Annotated in this window: 13 protein-coding genes and 1 pseudogene; 9 read left to right on the plus strand and 5 right to left on the minus strand. The window is 71.2% G+C overall.

From position 1 onward, the window contains the following. The 3 genes and pseudogenes from BLQ63_RS28935 to BLQ63_RS25570 all read right to left on the minus strand — a co-directional run. Positions 1-244 (minus strand): annotated as a pseudogene (locus tag BLQ63_RS28935) (NF041680 family putative transposase); the annotation flags it as partial. Positions 245-355: 111 nt separating this feature from the next. Further along, positions 356-2,275 carry a beta-galactosidase gene (locus BLQ63_RS25565; protein WP_091040374.1) on the minus strand — a complete coding sequence of 640 codons (1,920 nt, stop codon included), beginning with the start codon at positions 2,273-2,275 and terminating at the stop codon, positions 356-358. 232 nt (positions 2,276-2,507) lie between these two features. Continuing rightward, complete coding sequence (locus tag BLQ63_RS25570) at positions 2,508-3,341, minus strand: diacylglycerol kinase family protein (protein ID WP_091040375.1); 834 nt, start codon at positions 3,339-3,341, stop codon at positions 2,508-2,510. A gap of 126 nt (positions 3,342-3,467) precedes the next feature. Between BLQ63_RS25570 and BLQ63_RS25575 the strand changes: the two genes are divergently transcribed. Then, positions 3,468-4,754 (plus strand): adenylosuccinate synthase, encoded by a 1,287-nt coding sequence (locus BLQ63_RS25575; protein ID WP_091040376.1) that lies wholly within the window; start codon positions 3,468-3,470, stop codon positions 4,752-4,754. A gap of 93 nt (positions 4,755-4,847) precedes the next feature. Here the strand turns inward: BLQ63_RS25575 and BLQ63_RS25580 are convergent, their stop codons facing one another. Together BLQ63_RS25580 and BLQ63_RS25590 are read right to left on the minus strand one after the other, a co-directional pair. Beyond that, entirely contained in the window at positions 4,848-7,550 is a 2,703-nt protein-coding gene (locus tag BLQ63_RS25580) for a hypothetical protein (RefSeq protein WP_143015093.1), read from the minus strand. 44 nt (positions 7,551-7,594) lie between these two features. Further along, positions 7,595-8,086, minus strand: a complete 492-nt coding sequence (locus tag BLQ63_RS25590; protein ID WP_143015094.1) for a nucleotidyltransferase domain-containing protein — start codon at positions 8,084-8,086, stop codon at positions 7,595-7,597. Between the two features lie 154 nt (positions 8,087-8,240). Between BLQ63_RS25590 and BLQ63_RS25595 the strand changes: the two genes are divergently transcribed. The 8 genes from BLQ63_RS25595 to disA all read left to right on the plus strand — a co-directional run bounded on the left by BLQ63_RS25595 (position 8,241) and on the right by disA (position 17,792). After that, complete coding sequence (locus BLQ63_RS25595) at positions 8,241-8,879, plus strand: DUF4926 domain-containing protein (protein ID WP_177155109.1); 639 nt, start codon at positions 8,241-8,243, stop codon at positions 8,877-8,879. Positions 8,880-9,036: 157 nt separating this feature from the next. Continuing rightward, positions 9,037-10,410 carry an ABC transporter substrate-binding protein gene (locus BLQ63_RS25600; RefSeq protein ID WP_091040380.1) on the plus strand — a complete coding sequence of 458 codons (1,374 nt, stop codon included), beginning with the start codon at positions 9,037-9,039 and terminating at the stop codon, positions 10,408-10,410. Positions 10,411-10,634: 224 nt separating this feature from the next. Then, the gene (locus BLQ63_RS25605; RefSeq protein ID WP_218125506.1) at positions 10,635-11,591 is read left to right on the plus strand and encodes a carbohydrate ABC transporter permease; all 957 of its coding nucleotides are present in this window, start codon (positions 10,635-10,637) and stop codon (positions 11,589-11,591) included. Positions 11,592-11,709: 118 nt separating this feature from the next. Then, positions 11,710-12,573 carry a carbohydrate ABC transporter permease gene (locus tag BLQ63_RS25610; protein ID WP_091040381.1) on the plus strand — a complete coding sequence of 288 codons (864 nt, stop codon included), beginning with the start codon at positions 11,710-11,712 and terminating at the stop codon, positions 12,571-12,573. A 5-nt stretch (positions 12,574-12,578) separates the two neighbouring features. Beyond that, positions 12,579-13,919: a Gfo/Idh/MocA family protein gene (locus BLQ63_RS25615; protein ID WP_091040382.1), complete on the plus strand. Its 1,341-nt coding sequence runs from the start codon at positions 12,579-12,581 to the stop codon at positions 13,917-13,919. Next, the gene (locus BLQ63_RS25620; RefSeq protein ID WP_091040383.1) at positions 13,916-15,511 is read left to right on the plus strand and encodes a glycoside hydrolase family 13 protein; all 1,596 of its coding nucleotides are present in this window, start codon (positions 13,916-13,918) and stop codon (positions 15,509-15,511) included. The genes BLQ63_RS25615 and BLQ63_RS25620 overlap by 4 nt, the downstream gene beginning before the upstream one ends. A 364-nt stretch (positions 15,512-15,875) precedes the next feature. Then, entirely contained in the window at positions 15,876-16,469 is a 594-nt protein-coding gene (locus tag BLQ63_RS25625; RefSeq protein WP_091040384.1) for a hypothetical protein, read from the plus strand. A 153-nt stretch (positions 16,470-16,622) separates the two neighbouring features. Next, on the plus strand, positions 16,623-17,792 hold the full coding sequence (gene disA / locus BLQ63_RS25630) for a DNA integrity scanning diadenylate cyclase DisA (RefSeq protein ID WP_419774927.1): 1,170 nt from the start codon (positions 16,623-16,625) through the stop codon (positions 17,790-17,792). The last annotated feature ends 5 nt before the right edge of the window (positions 17,793-17,797 follow it).

Raw genomic sequence — 17,797 nt, forward strand, 5'->3', positions numbered from 1 at the left:
GGAACCGATCGGCGTCGATCCGGCCCGCGGACAGAGCGTCGTAGAGTGCACCGTGCCCTCGGGTGAACACCCCGGTCAGTGACAAGCCCGGCAGCGAAACCACTGGCCCGGAGCTACACAGCACCGCGTCGGTCAGCTCGAACAGCGCATCCGAGCGGGCGGTCAGGCACTGATGGAATCCGGCCCGGAAGTCCCGCAGCGCCCCGGCTCCCGCGCCGGTGCCGGGTTCAGGGAGAATAGACAAACGAAGCCCTTGCTGTTGAGATTCTTTGTGTCGCAACAAGAATCATCAAGCAAGGGCTTCGCTCGTATTCAAGCGGGAGTGCCTGACCAGCACCAAAGGTTAAAAATCAAGCTAGGCGTGCTCGCGGTGGACGACGACTTCCCCGGCGGGGACGTCGACGACGGCTCCGTCGGTCTTGACCTTCGCGTCGGCATCGGTGTGGTTGATGCAGAACAGCCAGCTGCGGCCGTCCTCGTGCGCGCGGCGCACGACCTCGACGCCTGCGGGCGCTTCGGCGACGGGGGCGACCCCGGCGTCCTCGGCCGCGGCGGCGACGATCCGGTCGAGCGTGGCGTCGTCGGGGAACGTCGTCAGGTAGTGCGCTTTGCCCTGGCCGAAGCGGTTGACGAGCCAGGCGGGGGTCCCGTCCGCATAGGTGTCGCGCACGTCGGCGCCGGTGCTCTCGGCGGCCTCGCTCCAGATCGTGCCGGTCCCGCCCGAGGCGAGGGCGACGGTGGTGTCGATGAGCGGGTAGAACTCCTCGGTGCGCACGCCGAGGACGTCGCGGATCGCGCCGGGGTAGCCGCCGAGGTAGACCGTGTCGGTCTCGTCGGCGATGCCGGAGTACGGGGTCACCAGGACCGTGCCGCCGCCGTCGACGAACCGCCGCAGGTTCTCGGCGCCCTTGCGGGACATGAGATAGATCGCGGGGACGACCACGAGCCTGTACCCGGAGAGGTCCCCTTCGGGTTCGGCCACGTCGGCGGTGATGCCGGCGCGCCACAGCGCGGCGTAGTAGGTGTCGAAGACCGCCTGCGCGTCCAGGTCGGTGGTCGGGCGCGCCTCGTGCTCCTGGGCCCACCGGTTCGGGAAGTCCCACAGGATCGCGGTGTCGGCGCCGACGCGCGAGCCCTCGACCTCGGCGAGCTCCTTGAGGCGGGCGCCGAGTTCGACGACCTCGCGCCAGATCTTGGAGTCGGTGCCCGCGTGCGGGACCATCCCCGAGTGCCACTTCTCGGCGCCCTGGCGGGAGGCGCGCCACTGGAAGTACATGATCGCGTCGGCGCCGCGCGCGAAGTGCTGGAACGAGTTGCGCAGCAGTTCGCGGGGGGCCTTGGCGCGGTTGCGGCCCTGCCAGTTGACGGCGGAGGTGGAGTGCTCCATGAGGATCCACGGCTTCCCGGCGCCGAGCGAGCGGGCGTAGTCGGCGGCGAAGCCGAGGTTGACGTGCGGGTCCTGCCCGATCAGGTAGTGGTCGGTGGCGACGACGTCGACGACCTCGCTGAACTCCCACAAGTCGATCTCGGGGTGCGAGCCGGTCATGAAGTTCGTGGTCATGGGCTTGTCGGAGTACTTGCCGACGACGGCGGCCTCGGCGAGGTAGTTCTGCCTGAGGCGCCAGGACGAGTAGCGCTTCCAGTCGAGCACGTGGCCGGGGTTGGGGATCGTCGGCGTCGGGAGCGGGGCGAACACCTGGTCCCACGAGGAGTAGGCCTGGGACCAGAACGCGGTCCCCCAGGCGGCGTTGAGTCCGTCGAGGTCGCCGTAGCGCTCGCGCAGCCACACGCGGAACTTCGCGGTCGCGGCCTCGGTGTAGGAGCGGGCGTTGTGGCAGCCGTACTCGTTGTGGAGGTGCCACAGGGCGAGTGCGGGGTGCTCGGCGTAGCGGCGGGCGATCTGCTCGGTGATCGCGAGCGCCTTGGCGAGGTACACGTCCGAGGAGGGGTCGAAGCCCTGGCGGGAGCCGTGGGTGAGCTGTCGCCCGCTCGAGTCGACCATGACGGCCTCGGGGTAGGTCGCGGCGAACCACGGCGGCGGGGAGGAGGTGGGGGTGGCCAGGCACGCTTCGATGCCGTTGGCGGCGAGGAGGTCCATGACCTCGTCGAACCACGCGAAGTCGTAGCGGCCCTCTTCGGGTTCGAACTTGGCCCAGGAGAAGATGCCGACGCTGACGCGGTTGACGCCCGCTTCGCGCATGAGCCGCATGTCCTCGGCCCAGGTCTCGCGGGGCCACTGCTCGGGGTTGTAGTCGGCGCCGTAGACGACGGGCATGGGGGCTCCTTCGCGGGGGGAGAGGGTCGGGTGCGCCCTCCAGGCTACGGCAACCGCATTCCGGCATCAACCCCATTGACCAGCTTTTTCACACCCTTGCGCGAAGTGGTGGAGGTCTCAGTGCCCGGCACTGCCCAACCGGGCTGCGCACTGTCGCACCCATAGGGCAGGGTTGTTGTCAGGGGTGCTCAGAATGTCCGTTTTGAAGGCAAACGCCCGGACACTCCCGATCTCACTGGGCGGCCGTGTACCAGCCCGCCGCGCCCGGCTCGACCCACCAGGTGCGCTTGCGGCCCAGTTCGCCCACGAGCCCGTCCTGGATGTAGGTCACCGAGTCCTCGGGGTGCACCGCGACGGCCCGGCCCCGGGCCCGGCGCACCTCGATGCGCAGCTTCTTGCGCAGGCGCCCCACGGTGACGGGCACGGCGACCGCGACGTCGATCTTCCCGTCGGCGGGGTCGGGCTCGGCGAGCACCATGTCGTCGGTCGCGGCGTACCCGTCCGCGTTCGCGACCACGCACGCGAGGATCTGCTCGCTCCCGTCGGCGAGCACCACGTCGTCGAGGTTGACCACGCCGCGCCACGGCCGGTCGCCGCCGCCCAGGCGCACGCCGTCGACGGCGACGCCGCCGCCGTCGTGGCGCATCAGGTCGGTCCGCTTCACGCGCCCCGAGGCGACCGCCTCGGCCACGTCGGCGGGCTTCTCGGGCAGGCCGAGGCGCTGCACGATCCCCGGCACCGCGCTCAGCGGCAGCACCGCGAGCGCGGGCAGGTCGGCGACGGTGCGCCCGGCGGGCAGGTCGTCGGGACGCTGGCTCGGCGCGGGGAGGGTCCGGCGCATCAGGCGCGCGACCACGGCGTTGACCTGCTCGTCGGTGTCCGCGGCGAGGACGATGCGCTCGTCGGGGTCGTCGAGCACCGGGTCGATCTCCTCGGCCTTGGACGCTTCGACGGTCCGCACGACCGCGCCCCGCGACTTGAGTTCGTCGACCAGGTGCAGCGTCTGCGTCCGCGGCCCCGGGTTCGCGCAATTGGCTTCCAGGAGTGTCAGCACGACAACGTTCACAGCCGTCACCTTACGGTGTGACTGCGGTCCGTCGCATAGTGCTCAGCCCTGCTGAGACCCGCGATAAATGAATGCAAGTAGGCTTACCAGGTAATCGGGTGATCAACTTCCCGGGAGGATGGGCAGATGCCAGCGATCGCGGTCGTCGGAACGCAGTGGGGCGACGAGGGCAAGGGCAAGGTCACCGACCTGCTCGGTGCCGAGATGGACTACGTCGTCCGCTACCAGGGCGGCAACAACGCGGGCCACACGGTCGTGACGCCCGACGGCACCAAGTACGCCATCCACCTCGTGCCGGTGGGCATCCTGACCCCGGGCGTGGTCCCGGTCATCGCCAACGGCGTGGTCGTGGACCCGAAGTTCCTCATCTCGGAACTCGACGAGCTCGTCACCGGCGGCGTCGACGTGTCGAACCTCAAGCTCTCGGCGGACGCGCACCTCATCATGCCCCACCACCGGGCCCTCGACCGCGTGGTCGAGCGCTACCTCGGCGGCGCCCGCATCGGCACGACCGGCCGCGGCATCGGCCCGGCCTACGCCGACAAGGTGGCGCGCCAGGGCATCCGCGTGCAGGACCTGCTCGACCCGAAGATCCTCTCCATCAAGCTGGAGCAGATCCTCCGCGAGAAGAACCAGATCCTCGTGAAGGTCTACAACCGCAAGGCGATCGACCCGGAGGCCGTGGTCGAGGAGTACCTGGGCTACGCCGAGCGCCTCAAGCCGTACATCGCCGACACGCGCCTGCTGCTCAACCGGGCCCTGGACGAGGGCAAGAACGTGCTCCTCGAAGGCGCCCAGGCGACCATGCTCGACGTGGACCACGGCACCTACCCGTTCGTGACCTCCTCGAACCCGACCACGGGCGGCGCCTGCGTGGGCACCGGCATCGCGCCGAACAAGATCACGACCGCGATCGGCATCATCAAGGCGTACACGACCCGCGTCGGTTCGGGGCCCTTCCCGACCGAGCTGTTCGACGAGTTCGGCGAGTTCCTGCTCAAGAAGGGCGGGGAGTACGGGGTGACCACGGGCCGGCGCCGCCGCTGCGGCTGGTTCGACGCGGTCCTGGGCCGGTACGCGGTGCGCGTCAACGGGATCACCGACCTGTTCGTGACCAAGCTCGACGTGCTCTCGGAGCTGGAGCGGGTCCCGATCTGCGTGGCGTACGAGGTCGACGGCCAGCGGGTCGAGGAGATGCCGATGACCCAGACCGATGTGCACCATGCGAAGCCGGTGTACGAGTACCACGACGGCTGGTTCGAGGACATCTCCCACTGCCGCAAGTTCGACGAGCTGCCGCAGAACGCCCAGACGTACATCGAGCGGCTCGAGGAGCTGTGCGGCGCCCAGGTGAGCGTCGTCGGCGTGGGCCCGGGCCGCGAGGAGAACATCATCCGCCACCCGATGATCTAGGGGCGCAAGCGGACGAGAAGCAGTGAACGGAAGGGGCCCGCCGATGGCGGGCCCCTTCCGTCGTGCGCCAGCGGTCGCTCGGTCGCGGCCGGATCAGCACGCGCCGTCGGGAACGGAGGTCGGGTCGTGGAACTCATTCGTGTAGCAGCGGTCGCGGAAGTGCCCTTGGTTCCCGATCGCGACGATCCGGATGCCGCTGAGTTCCCCGTCCGAACCGTTGTACTGGGGTACGGACAGGTAGATGATGTGCTCACCTGCCCTCACGCGCGCCCTTGTGGGGAATTCGAACTCGTTCTTCATCATCTGGTTGGTCCTCCAGAAGCAGGTCACCAGGTTGCCGACATCCGTGCCGCTGCCTCCGAGCTCTTTCGCGATCAAATGGCAGCGGTGGAAGATCGCGAAGTCGTTGTGCTTCGCGGCCAACCAGTTCTCGACCTCGACCTCGTCCCCGTCCAGGGGCCAGTTCCACAGCGTCAGATTGCCCGCCTTGCTTCCGTCCGGCAGCGGCCTGCACAGGTAGGCGCCGGCGAACACGGCCTTCGGCCCGTCCGCGTAGCCGGGGGCGCTCGCCGTCGCCGGTTCGGCGCCGCCGTTGGTGTAGGTCGGGGTGCAGTCTCGTTCGGGGTCGCGCCAGTTGACGGCGGTGATCTGGTGCTCCGCATCGACCGTGACGATGTTCGCGGCGGCCAGCTCCTCGACGGCCGCCTCCGATAGCCCCAACCCGTTGAGCCGCTCGATGATCTGCTGCTCGGTAGGCGGTGCGAGCATGGCGCATAGCGACGCGAGCGGCCATTCGTAGTGGCCCGCGCCGTTGACGATCGTGAGGTGGTCGAAGCCGGAGCCTCCGCCTTCGCAGACGCTGGATGCGACCGGCGCGAGCAGCGTCTCCAGCTCGGGTGACCCGGCCGTCCATAGGTCGGGGATCGATTCGGGCACGACCAGGCGCACATGGACGGTGCATCCTTCGGCCGCCGCGGCGGCATTCCCGGTCGCGCGGTCGATCCCGGCGGCCAGGTCGCCGTTGGGGACCGTGGTGATCCCGGTGCAGCGCAGCTCTTCCGGAGTCGGGTACTCGCTGACGACCACCGCGTCCATCGGGGCTTCGGCGTCGCCCGGTACGTAGGTCAGGGAGACCGTGGGGGCGGCGGGGTCGGCCAGCTCCTGCAGGGCGGTCTCCAGGCCCGGCAGGTAGGCGGGGAGGTCGACCGCGTCGATGTCGTTGAGCTGCTGGGCGACCGACGCCCACGACGTGAACCGGTCCCCGGCGTCGGCGAGGCGGCGCAGGAGCGGCGTGTCGGCGTATTCGCCGCGGGCCGGGTCGGCCTGGGTGGCCTGGTCCATCGCGTCGAGGGTGTCCTCGACCGGCACGTCGGCGTCGAGCATGTCGTGCATGGCCTCGACCGCGATGTCCTTGGCCGCCTCGGCGAGCGGCGCCAAAAGCCGGTCGAGCGCGGGCTGCTTGGCCGGTCCGCCGAGCTTGTTCACCAGCGAGTTGTAGCGGTCGGGGCTGGTCCCGCCGATCTCGCGCGAGTAGATCTGGACGAGGACCTGGGCGGTCCCGGTCGTGGTCTGGCCGGGCGAGGGCGTCGGGGCCGGGTTGGGGATGGTCTTGGTCGAGGTGGTCGCCGAACCGCCGGGAGCGATGGGGCCGAGCGTCTCGGTGACGGGGCTGAGTCCGGGGATCACGCTGGTGGTGACCTCCGCGGTCCCGGGCCCGGTGCCGCTGTTGGTGACGGTCGCCGACACCGAGCAGGTCGGCGTGGTGCAGTACGGCGCGTTGATGCCGGCGGAGAACTCCGGGAAGGACGCGAGGAAGTCCTCCACCGTCGGCAGCGGTTCGACCTCGGCCGGGGCGCTCGGCGCGTCGGCGTCCGCCGCGGGGTCCTGGCCGTTCAGGGTCTTCGTGGTCTGCTCTTCGACGGCGGTCGCGGCCCCGGGAGGCGCGGGGACGGGCCGTGCGTCGAGGACGCCGACCCCGCCGCCGTTCTGGGCGTGCCCGGCGGCCACGTCGCCGCCGTCCCACACCGCCGGTGCGGCCTCCACCGTCGAGTGCGGTGCGGCGGCGGTCTGGAAGAGGTCGGCGCTGATCGGACCGGAGAGCGACAGGACCTCGGCCGGCAGGGTGCTGGTGCGCACGAGCGTCCAGCCCTCCCAGGTGACCGCGACGGCCGGGACGCCTTGGTAGGCGGTCAGATCGGGGTCCACGCTCCCGTGGTCGCCGATGTCGCGGATGAACTCGGCGAGCGCGGTCGGGTTGAACTCCGCGGCGAGGTCGATCGGCAGCGCCGTCCCGTCGTCGGGCCGGACCCACTGGTCCTTCACCATGCCGGCCTGGGAGGGGGCGCGCCGGGACCACCAGTCCTCGTCGCCCCGGACCGCGGAGCCCTCGGGGGTGGTGTGGACGGTCGCGGTGCCCGCGTAGGTGTCGGCGACGGTGCCGGTCGCGTAGCCGTCGGCGGTGATGGTGAAGTGGCCGGTGGACTCGGTGCCGTCCGCGGCGCGGTAGGTGAAGGCGAGGTCGACGGCTTCGGCGTCCTCGAAGACCGCCGCGGCGTCGATGCCGAGGGTGCCGGTGCGGGCCTCGCCGGCGTAGACGATCACCATGGTCGCGGCGCAGATCGCCGCCACGACGGCGATCATGCTGATCGGCAGGGTCACGTGGAGGTTCGCGTGCCAGGGCGGGCGCGGGGGGCGGGGCTGCGGGGGCGGAGGGTACGGGGCGTACATGGTCGCGCTCCTCGGGTCGGCGTCGGCACCGTTGGGGTGCATGGCCTTCAGATTCGCGGCGACCGTCATGTTTCCGTCCTGAACGGATCACCCTTCGGGCACGGGCCGCCCGCTCAGAAGTGGGTCGCGACGCCGAACGCCTCGCGCAGGCGGCGCATGTCCTCCAGGTCGCGCTCGGCCGGCTCGTAGCCCTGGTGGAACTCGATCTGCTGCGCGACCGACAGGCACGGGACCGGCTCGCCCTCGATCAGCCCGGTCGTGAAGCAGTCCGCGGGGTACCGGAACGGCCTGCCGTCCTCCAGTGAGGACTGCACGGCGGAGCCGTCCGCGTTGAAGCGCAGCGGATGCAGGTCGATGTCGAGGCCGGCCGGCTCGGTTAGGACGAACCGTACGGGCCGCCAGTCGAGCGTCTCGGCGTATCCGAGTCCGCCGAGCACCGAAAGCAGGCGCTCCTCCTGCTCTTCGCGGTGCATCAGGTCGAGGTCGCGGTGGGGCCGGGTCTGCTCGCCGAGGAGGGCGTCGATGCCCCAGCCGCCGCCGATCCACACCTCGAGGCCCGCTCCGCGGATCGCGGCGAGCAGGGACAGCACATCATGGGATTCCATCACCGCCAAGACGGTAGGGCACCGGCGATGCGGTCCCCCGGGACCCCTCCCGGCCGGTCAGCGCTACTACTGGGTGCCAGCCGCCCGGTCCGGTCTCCCGCGCGAAGACCGGTCGGCCCGCATAGCCCCCGACCCCTGCCCCAGGAGGACTGCCGTGAACCGCTCCACCGATCCGCATCTGCCCCGCATGCCGGGATCGGCGATCCTCGCGGTCGTCTTCCTGTGCCTGCTGGCCCTCATGTGCCTGACCTCCGGTTTCAACCTGCGTGCGTTGTCGCCGGCGTTCGGCGGCCTCCTCCTGGCCGCCGCCGGGTTCAACGCGTCGATCGCGGTGGGCGTCGCGCGGCGCCGGCGCTGGGCCCGCGCCACCGGTATCGCGGGGTGCGTCGTCGTGCTCGCCCTCGCGCTCTTCGAGGCCATGCGCACGACGGCCGAGGGCGGCGACGCAACGGTCTACTCCGGACTCATCGGCCTGAACGGATTCCTGCTCTTCTTTCTGGCGCACAGGAACACGCGCGCCTGGTGCGATCGGGGCCGGGAGCCGCGCCCCCAGATCCTGCCGCTCGCCCGGCCCGAGGCCGCACCGGAGCCGTTCACCTTCAACGACAGCGTCGAACTGCTCGAGCCCGTGGAGGAGTCGGGCCTGCGGGCGGGCCTCGTCGGCACCGTCGTCGACACGCCCTCCGACACGTCCGACGTCATAGTCGAGTTCACCGGCCTCGAAGGCGACCAGACCGCGCAGGTCGCACTGCGGCCCGACCAGATCCGCCTCCTCGACACGACCGAGTCCTAGGCGCGGGCGTCCTCAGGGGCCGGCGTCGGCCGGGCCGACGGTCCCGGTCGGGACTTGAGGGGAGTTCGTCGCGACGCAGGGGTACCGTTCGACCACACAAGGCCGCTATAGTGCGGGTTGGACGCTGTTCGCGCCGATTCGCCCCTTAGGAGCGGCTATGAGGACAATGACGACCTGCGTAGCGGCCTCGATGCTGCTGCTCGCCGTATCCGCGTGCAGCCCAGAGGAATCCGAGGAAGGCGACGGTTCGATCGTCTTCTGGACGCCGTACACGACTCCCGAGCGCATCGCCTTGCAGCAGCCGGTGATCGACGCGTTCACCGAGGCCACGGGCATCGAGGTCGAGATGGTCCCGCTCGAGCCGGACCAGGCCGGGCAGACCCTCGTCACCGCCGCGGCCTCGGGCGAGGTCCCCGACGTCATCGCGCACAATCCGTCCTCCACGGCCGCGTGGGCCTCGCAGGGCCTGCTCGACGACGAGGCGCCGCAGGAGGTCGTGGACGCGCTCGGCGAGGACACGTTCAGCCGGGGCGCGCTCGACATGGTCACCGTGGACGGATCGCTCCACGCCGTGCCCTCGGACGGGTGGGGGCACACCATCGCCTACCGCACCGACCTGTTCGCGGACGCCGGGCTGGAGGCGCCCGAGTCGGTGGCCGACATCGCGGCCGCCGCCGAGGCGCTGGACTCCGACGGGTTGGCGGGCATAGCGATCGGCACGACTCCGGGCGACGTCTACACGCAGGAGGGCATCGAGTCGATGCTGCTGCCGTTCGGGTGCGAGCTCGCGACCGACGGCGAGGTGACCATCGACGCGCCCGAATGCGTGGACGGCCTCGCGCACTACCAGCGCCTCGTCGCCGCCGCGGGTCCGGCGCAAGTGGACGTCGAGGCGGCGCGGGCGGCGTACCTGTCGGGGTCGGCGGCAATGGTCCTGTTCTCCTCGCACATCGTCGACGAGGTGGCCGGGCTCGACGTGGACAACCCGGTGACCTGCACCGAATGCGCCGACGATCCGCGGTTCCTGGCCGAGAACACGGCGTACCTGACCACGTTCACCGGGACCGGAGGCGAGTCGCCCGTCGAGTACGGGCAGACCACGAACTACGGGATCCCGGCGGGCGCGAACACCGAGGACGCCAAGGCGTTCATCGAGTTCATGCTCTCGGACGGCTATGTGGACAATCTCGCGTCCGCGACCGAGGGGCGCATCCCGGTGCGGCCCGGCCCGGAGGCGGGCTCGACGGAGTACCTCGACGCGTGGGCCGAGCTGCGGTTCGGCAACGACGAGGCGCAGGACGTGTCGATCGGGGAGGTCTACGGACCCGAACTGGTGGACCGGCTCGCGGCCGGGGCGGAGGAGTTCACCCGCTGGGGGTGGGGCTCGGGCGACGCCGAACTGGCCGGGATCGTGTTCTCGCAGACGCTGCTGGCGACCGAGGCGGAGGCGCTGTTCGACGGCGCCGACCCGTCGGAGGTGGCCGCTTCGATGGCGGCGGTGGTCGAGGCGGCGCAACAGGACCTGGGCTGATGGCGGTGCCCGAAGAGGATCCGGAGGAAGGCGCCCGGCCCGCCAAGGGGCCGCCGCCAGACTCGACCGAGGACGCTGTCGCCGGAGGCTTCCCCGCTTCGACCGAGGGCACTGCCGCCGCCGGGGGCACTCCCGTTTCGAACACCGGCCCGGGGCCGGTGTCGGACCCCGGTGGCACGGTTGCAACCGGGGGCCCTTTCCCGACGCCCCGCAGGACTGTCGGCGTGCCCGCCGCCCGAGCCGTCTCGTCCGGCCGCCGCAAGCCGCTGACCATGTCGCGCCGCGAGGATCTCGAAGGGCGCCTCCTGGTGGGCCCCACCGTGCTCGTGGTGCTCGCGTTCGCAGTGCTGCCGTTTCTGGCGGTCGTGCTGTTCGCGTTCCTCGACGTGCGCCTGGTCGACATCCCACGCCTGTACCTCGACGAGCTGGAGTTCACCGGGGACAACCTCGCGACGGTGTGGGGCTCGTCCCGGTTCTGGTCGGCGGCGGGCACCACCGTCGTCTACGCGGGCGCGTCCTCGGCGGGCGCGGTCCTGGTCGGGCTCGCGGTGGCCATGGCGCTGCGGTCGCCGTTCAGGGGCCGGGGCCTGATCCGCGCGCTGGTGCTGGTGCCGTACATCCTGCCGGTGGTGGCGGCGACGACGATCTGGAAGACCCTCCTGAACCCGGGGTACGGCCTGGTGAACGCCGTCGGCGTCGAGTGGCTGGGGTGGGCGGAGCCGATCGCGTTCCTGACCACGACGAGCCGCGACCTGGGGCCGTTCGAGATACCGGTGGCGCTGCTGTGCGTGATCGCGTTCGAGGTGTGGAAGACCTTCCCGCTCGCGTTCCTGTTCATCACGGCGAGACTCCAAGTGGCGCCGGCCGACATCGAGGAGGCGGCCGAGATCGACGGCGCGGGCAGGACCAGGGTGTTCTGGCACCTCTTGCTGCCGCAACTGGCCGGGGTGATGGCGCTGCTGGCGGTCCTGCGGTTCCTGTGGTCCTTCCAGAACTTCAACGACATCTACCTCCTCACCGGCGGAGCCGGAGGCACCGAGGTCCTCGCGGTGCGCGTCTACTCCGAACTCGTCGTGCGAGCGAACATCGGCACCGCCAGCGCCACCGGCCTCCTGATGACCGGCATGCTCGTCCTCGTGGTCGCGGTCTACGCCTGGATGATCAAACGGGAGAAGGCATGAGAGCAACACGCATTCCAGCCCGGCCCCGAACTGTCGTACCCCTATGTCAGGGTTTTGACCGGGGGCCCGTCGATCCGCGATCCGCTTCGCGCTGCCCGGAACCCGCGCGGAGGCCCTCATGAGCGCCCGAACCCGCACCCGCCGCAGCACCGAGGACCGGGTCCTCGGCGTCCTGCGCTGGATCGTGATCACCGTCGCGGTGATCGTCACCGCAGGGCCGCTGATCTACGGCTTCCTGCTCTCGCTGCGCCCGTTCCAGTCCGTCGTCTCCGAACCGCTCGACCTCCTCCCCTCGGCCGACGAGCTCACCTTCGACGCCTACCCCACCGCCATGGCCGAGTACGGGCTCGGCGGCAACATGTGGAACTCCCTCCAGGTCGCCCTCGCCACCGCCGCGCTCGCGATCGTGCTCAGCGTCCTCGGCGCCTACGCCGCCGTGCGCCTGCGCTTCTTCGGCCGCGACACCGTCAACGTCGTCTTCCTCGGCGTCTACCTCCTCCCCGGCATCGTGCTGGCCGTGCCGCTCTTCGTGCTGCTCAGCCGCATCGGGCTCACCGGGAGCCTGGCCGGCCTCGTCTTCGTCTACGTCGCCCAGACCGTCCCGGTCGCGCTCTACATGCTGCGCACCTACCTTGTCGCCGTACCGTCCTCAGTGGAGGAAGCGGCGATGATCGACGGATGCGGGCGCCTCGCGCTCATCCGCCGCGTCGTCCTCCCCCTCGCGCTCCCCGGCGTGGCCGCGACCGCCCTGTACGTGTTCATGATCGCCTGGAACGAGTACCTGTTCGCGCTCCTGTTCCTCGTCGCCGACCGCGACCGCTGGACCGTCTCGCTCGGCATCGCACAGCTCACCGAGTTCTCGGTGCCGACCACGGTCCTCATGGCCGGGTCGATCGCGATCACCGTCCCGGTGGTCGCCGGATTCTTCCTGGCGCAACGGCTGCTCGTCACGGGCCTGACGTCGGGCGCGGAGAAAGGTTGAGGCGCATGGTGATCCGACTGGGCATCCTGGGAGCCGGGGCGCGCGGCTCCGACACGTACGGGCGGTGGGCGATCGAGCGCCCCGACCGGGCCGCCGTCGCCGCGGTCGCCGACCCCATGGCCCACCGCGGGGACCGGCTCGCCGACGCCGCTGGCGTTCCCGCCGACCGCCGCTACCCCGACTGGCGCGACCTCGTCGCCGACGCCGACGCGATCGGCCTGGACGCCTTCGTGATCGCGCTGCCCGACCGCCTCCACCTCGACGCCGCGCTGGCGGCGGTCGGGACCGGGCTGCCGATCCTGCTGGAGAAGCCCGCCGCGACCACCCCCGAGGCCCTAGAGGCCCTGGCGGCGGCCGCTCGGGAGACCAAGGCCCGCATATGGGTCAGCCACGTGATGCGGTACCAGCCGTTCTGGCGCACCATCAGGTCCATCGTGGACTCCGGTGTGATCGGCCGGCTCGTGACCATCCGCGCCGAGGAGAACATCGGGTTCTGGCACTACGCGCACTCCTACGTGCGGGGAAACTGGCGCAACCTCGCCTCCTCCAGCCCGATGGTCCTCGCCAAGACCTGCCACGACCTCGACGTGATCCGCTGGTTCGCCGGCGAAGCCCCCGCCTCGGTGGCGAGCGCGGGCTCACTGCGGTACTTCCGGCCCGAGCACGCCCCCGAGGGCGCCCCGGACCACTGCCTGGACGGGTGCCCGGCGGCCGACTCGTGCCCGTTCTACGCGCCGCGCTACTACGTCGAGGCCCTCGCGGACACGGACGGCTGGCCGGTCGCGCTGCTCGGCGACGACCTGACGCCCGAGGGCCGGACGGAGGCGCTGCGACACGGCCCGTACGGGCGGTGCGTGTTCCACTCCGACAACGACGTCGTCGACCACCAGCAGACCGTCGTCGCCTTCCCCGGCGGCCTCACCGCGACGCTCTCGACGTCGGCGTTCACCGGGCAGAACACGCGCACGGTGCGGCTGACGGGCACCGCGGGGGAGATCGCGGGGAACCTGCGGACCGGCGTCCTCGAAGTGGACCTGTTCTCGCCCACCGCGGTCCTACCGGTGCCGCCCGAGGCGCAGGTGCGGCGGCGTTTCGAGCGCCCGCCGATGGGCCACCAGGTGGTCGAGCTGTACTCAGGGCCCGTGGACGCGAGCGGCGAACCCGACCACCGGGGGCACTCGGGCGGCGACGAGGCCCTGGTGGACGCGTTCATTACCGCTCTCTCCTCGCCCGACGAGCACGGCGCGAGCACCAGCCTCGAGGCCTCTTTGGACAGCCACCGGATGGCGTTCGCGGCCGAGCGGTCGAGACTCGAAGGGCGCACGATCGATTGGGAGGCACCATGACCTGGTGGCGGGACGCGGCGATCTACCAGGTGTACCTGCGCAGTTTCGCGGACGGCGACGGCGACGGGGTCGGTGACCTCGCCGGGCTCGAATCGCGCCTGCCCTACCTGCGCGACCTCGGCGTGGACGCCCTGTGGCTCAGCCCCTGGTACGCCTCCCCGATGGCCGACGGCGGCTACGACGTGGCCGACTACCGGGCGATCGACCCGTCCTTCGGCACCCTCCAGGACGCCGAGCGCCTCATCGGAGAAGCGCACCGGCACGGCTTGAAGGTCATCATCGACATCGTCCCCAACCACACCTCCGACCGGCACGCCTGGTTCCGAGCCGCCCTGCGGGCCGGAGCGGGCTCGCCCGAGCGTGAACGGTTCCACTTCCGCAACTGGCCCAACAACTGGCAGTCCCGCTTCGGCGGCCCCGCATGGTCCCAAGTGGACGACGGCCAGTGGTACCTGCACCTGTTCGACGCCTCTCAGCCCGACCTGAACTGGGACCACCCCGAAGTGCGGGCCGAGTTCGTGTCGATCCTGCGGTTCTGGCTGGAGCGGGGCGTGGACGGCTTCCGCATCGACGTGGCCGCCAGACTCGTCAAGCAGGAGGGCCTGCCGGACAAGCCGGACGAGCACGTGGGGCTGCCGTCCTTCGCCGACGGCAAGCCCGCCGCCGACAAGGACCGCCCCGAGGTGCACGAGATCTACCGCGACTGGCGGCGGGTGCTCGACTCGTACGGAGGCGACCGGTGCTTCGTCGGCGAGATCTGGCTCGACGACCCCGACCGGTTCGCCCGCTACCTGCGCCCGGACGAACTGCACACCGCGTTCAACTTCGCGTTCCTCAAGTGCGCGTGGGACGCCGGGGCGCTCCGCGCGGTCATCGACCGGACCCTCGCCACCCACGCGACGGTGTCCGCGCCGCCCACGTGGGTGCTGTCCAACCACGACGTGACGCGCCACGCGACCCGGTACGGGAGGGAGGACACCGAGTTCGTGAACCGGCTGCACCACCTGCCGTCCGACCTCGAACTGGGCACGCGGCGGGCGCGGGCGGCGGCGCTGCTGAGCATGGCGCTGCCGGGCGGCGTGTACGTGTACCAGGGCGACGAACTGGGGCTGCCGGAGGTCTTCGACCTGCCCGAGGAGGCGCGGCAGGACCCGGTGTTCCGCCGCACGGGCGGACTGGACCTGGGCCGGGACGGGTGCCGGGTGCCGCTGCCGTGGGGCGGCGAGGCGCCGCCGTTCGAGTTCGGCGGGGACGGCGCGTGGCTGCCCCAGCCCGCGGAGTGGCGGGAGCTGACGGCGGCGAGGCAGCTGGGCGACCCGGACTCGATGCTGTCGCTGTACCGGCTCGCGCTGCGCGTCAGGCGGGACGAGGAGGCGCTGGGCGACGGCGGGATGCGCTGGTTGGAGAGCGAGGAGGGCGTGCTCGCCTTCGAGCGGGACCCGGGCTTCGCGTGCGTGGTGAACCTGACCGGCCACGGGGTCGAGCTGCCCGAGGGCACCCCGCTGGTGGCCAGCGCGGAACTGGACGTGTCGGCGGCGGGCCGGGCCGAACTCCCGCCGGACGCGGCGGTCTGGCTGCGCACCGCGAACTGACCGGCCCCGCAACCCCGCAACCCCGCAACCCCGCAACCCCGCAACAATCGGAGGCTAATTGTGCCGCGGGCCACAGCGAACCGCGTTCTGTCGGACCCTTGAGGCACGGTTGAGATTCGGGGGCCCTTTCCCAGTGGCGCAGCGGGTTATCGCGGTGCCCGAATCCGGTCGAGGCCCACCCGTTTTGTCGGACCCCTCGGGCATCCTGGAAACCGGGGGCCCTTTCCCAGCGCCGCGAGACGTGTTCGGGGTGCCCGCCGGCCGGGAGCCCCGCAGCGAGCGGCATCGGCCGCCGCCTCGCGGCCGGTTCGGGGCGTGGCGCGATTCGACGGAGCTGACTACAGTTGCGTGTCGGAGGTGAGCCGTGCGCAGGAGCTCGGAATGGGTTGTCGTCGAGCGCAGTTCACCCACCCGTCGGATCTCCTCGCTCGCGCTCTACTCGCTCGCGTGCGCCGCCGTGATCGCCGCGCTCATCGGCCTCGTCCACACCGAGCCGGGCACCCTCGACTCCGGCGAGCCCAACCCGGTCGCCGCCCTGCCCGGTTTCTTCACGATCATGGCGCTCCTCGGCGCGACCTGCTTCCTCGTCCCGCTCGTGCGCCCGCCGAGGCTCACGGTCAACCACTTCGGCCTGCGCGTGCGCCCCAGCTTCGGCAAGAACCTCCTCATCCCCTGGAGCAACGTCGAGGAGCTGGCCGCGATCCACGTCGGCTCCCGCCGCCGCGGCACCTCGTACCTGCTGTTCGCCGCCGACGTCTACCTGGGGCGCGGCGGCTCCGACCGGCCCGGGTTCATCGGCCGGTCGGTCCTGCGCGAGGCCAACCGGGCCACCGAGGGCCTGGTCGCCGGGTTCGACCTCGCGGTGCGCTGCAAGGACTTCGCTCCCGAGCCGCAGCAGCTCCTGGCCCGCCTGGCCTCGTACGCGCCCGGCCACGTGCAGGTCGTCGACCGGCTCTGACCGGCCGCGCGCCGCACCGGCCGCTCGTGTTCGCGGCGGGCGAAACCGGGCCGGTCGCGCCCGTGCTCAGCACGTCGCGCGCCGCATGACCTCGGTCTCACCGACCGGGATGCGCGGCTTGCCCCAAATGCCGCCCCCTGCCTTCCGCGGTCGATCCGTACACTGGAGGCGACCCGGCGCCCAAGCCCCTGGCGCGAGGTCGCATCCACCGCCCGGCGGGCAAGGCCGGCGGACCATCCAGCATTGGGGGTACCCGTGGTGTCGAAACCGGACGAGGGCCTGCGAGCGACACTGGCCACCATGGCGCCCGGCACCGCGCTGCGCGACGGCCTGGAGCGCATCCTGCGGGGCCGCACCGGCGCCCTCATCGTGGTCGGCTGCAACAGCCTGGTCGAAGACCTCTGCACCGGCGGGTTCGAACTCGACATCGAGTTCTCCGCCACGCGCCTGCGCGAACTGTGCAAGATGGACGGCGCGGTGGTGCTGACCACCGACGGCTCGCGGATCGTCCGCGCCGGCGTCCACCTCATGCCCGATCCCTCGATCTTCTCCAACGAGTCCGGCACCCGCCACCGCACCGCCGAGCGCGTCGCGATCCAGACCGGCTACCCCGTGATCTCGGTCAGCCAGTCGATGCACACCATCGGCCTGTACATGGGCGACATCCACCACCTGCTGGAGCCGTCCACGCAGATCCTCTCCCGCGCCAACCAGGCCCTGGCGACCCTCGAGCGCTACAAGCAGCGCCTCGACGAGGTCGCCGGGAGCCTGTCGAGCCTGGAGATCGAAGACCTCGTCACCGTGCGGGACGCGGTGACCGTCCTCCAGCGCCTGGAGATGGCCCGCCACATCGCCGACGAGGTCGAAGGGCACGTGATCGAGCTCGGCACGGACGGGCGGCTCCTGGCGCTCCAGCTCGACGAGCTCATGGCCGGGGTCGACGCCGACCGCGAACTGATCGTGCGCGACTACCTGCCCGACGACGCCGACTACCCGAAGGCGCTGAACACCGTCGACGAGATGAGCTCGCCCGAACTGCTCGACCTCATCGCGGTCGCCCGGTCCCTGGGCTACCCGAACTCGACGGACGTACTGGACCGGCGCGTCAGCCCGCGCGGGTACCGGATGCTCGCCAAGGTGCCGCGGCTCCCCGAGGCCGTGATCGAGCGGGTCGTGGGCCACTTCGGGGCGCTCCCCGAGCTGCTCGGCGTCACCGTGGAGGAACTTCAGGACGTGGACGGCGTCGGCCCGGGCCGGGCCCAGAGCATCCGCGAGTCGCTCACGCGCCTCGCCGAGGTCTCGATCCTCGACCGCTACCTGTAAGACGG

The sequence above is a fragment of the Glycomyces harbinensis genome (assembly GCF_900101745.1).
GTDB classification, from domain to species: domain Bacteria; phylum Actinomycetota; class Actinomycetes; order Mycobacteriales; family Micromonosporaceae; genus Glycomyces; species Glycomyces harbinensis.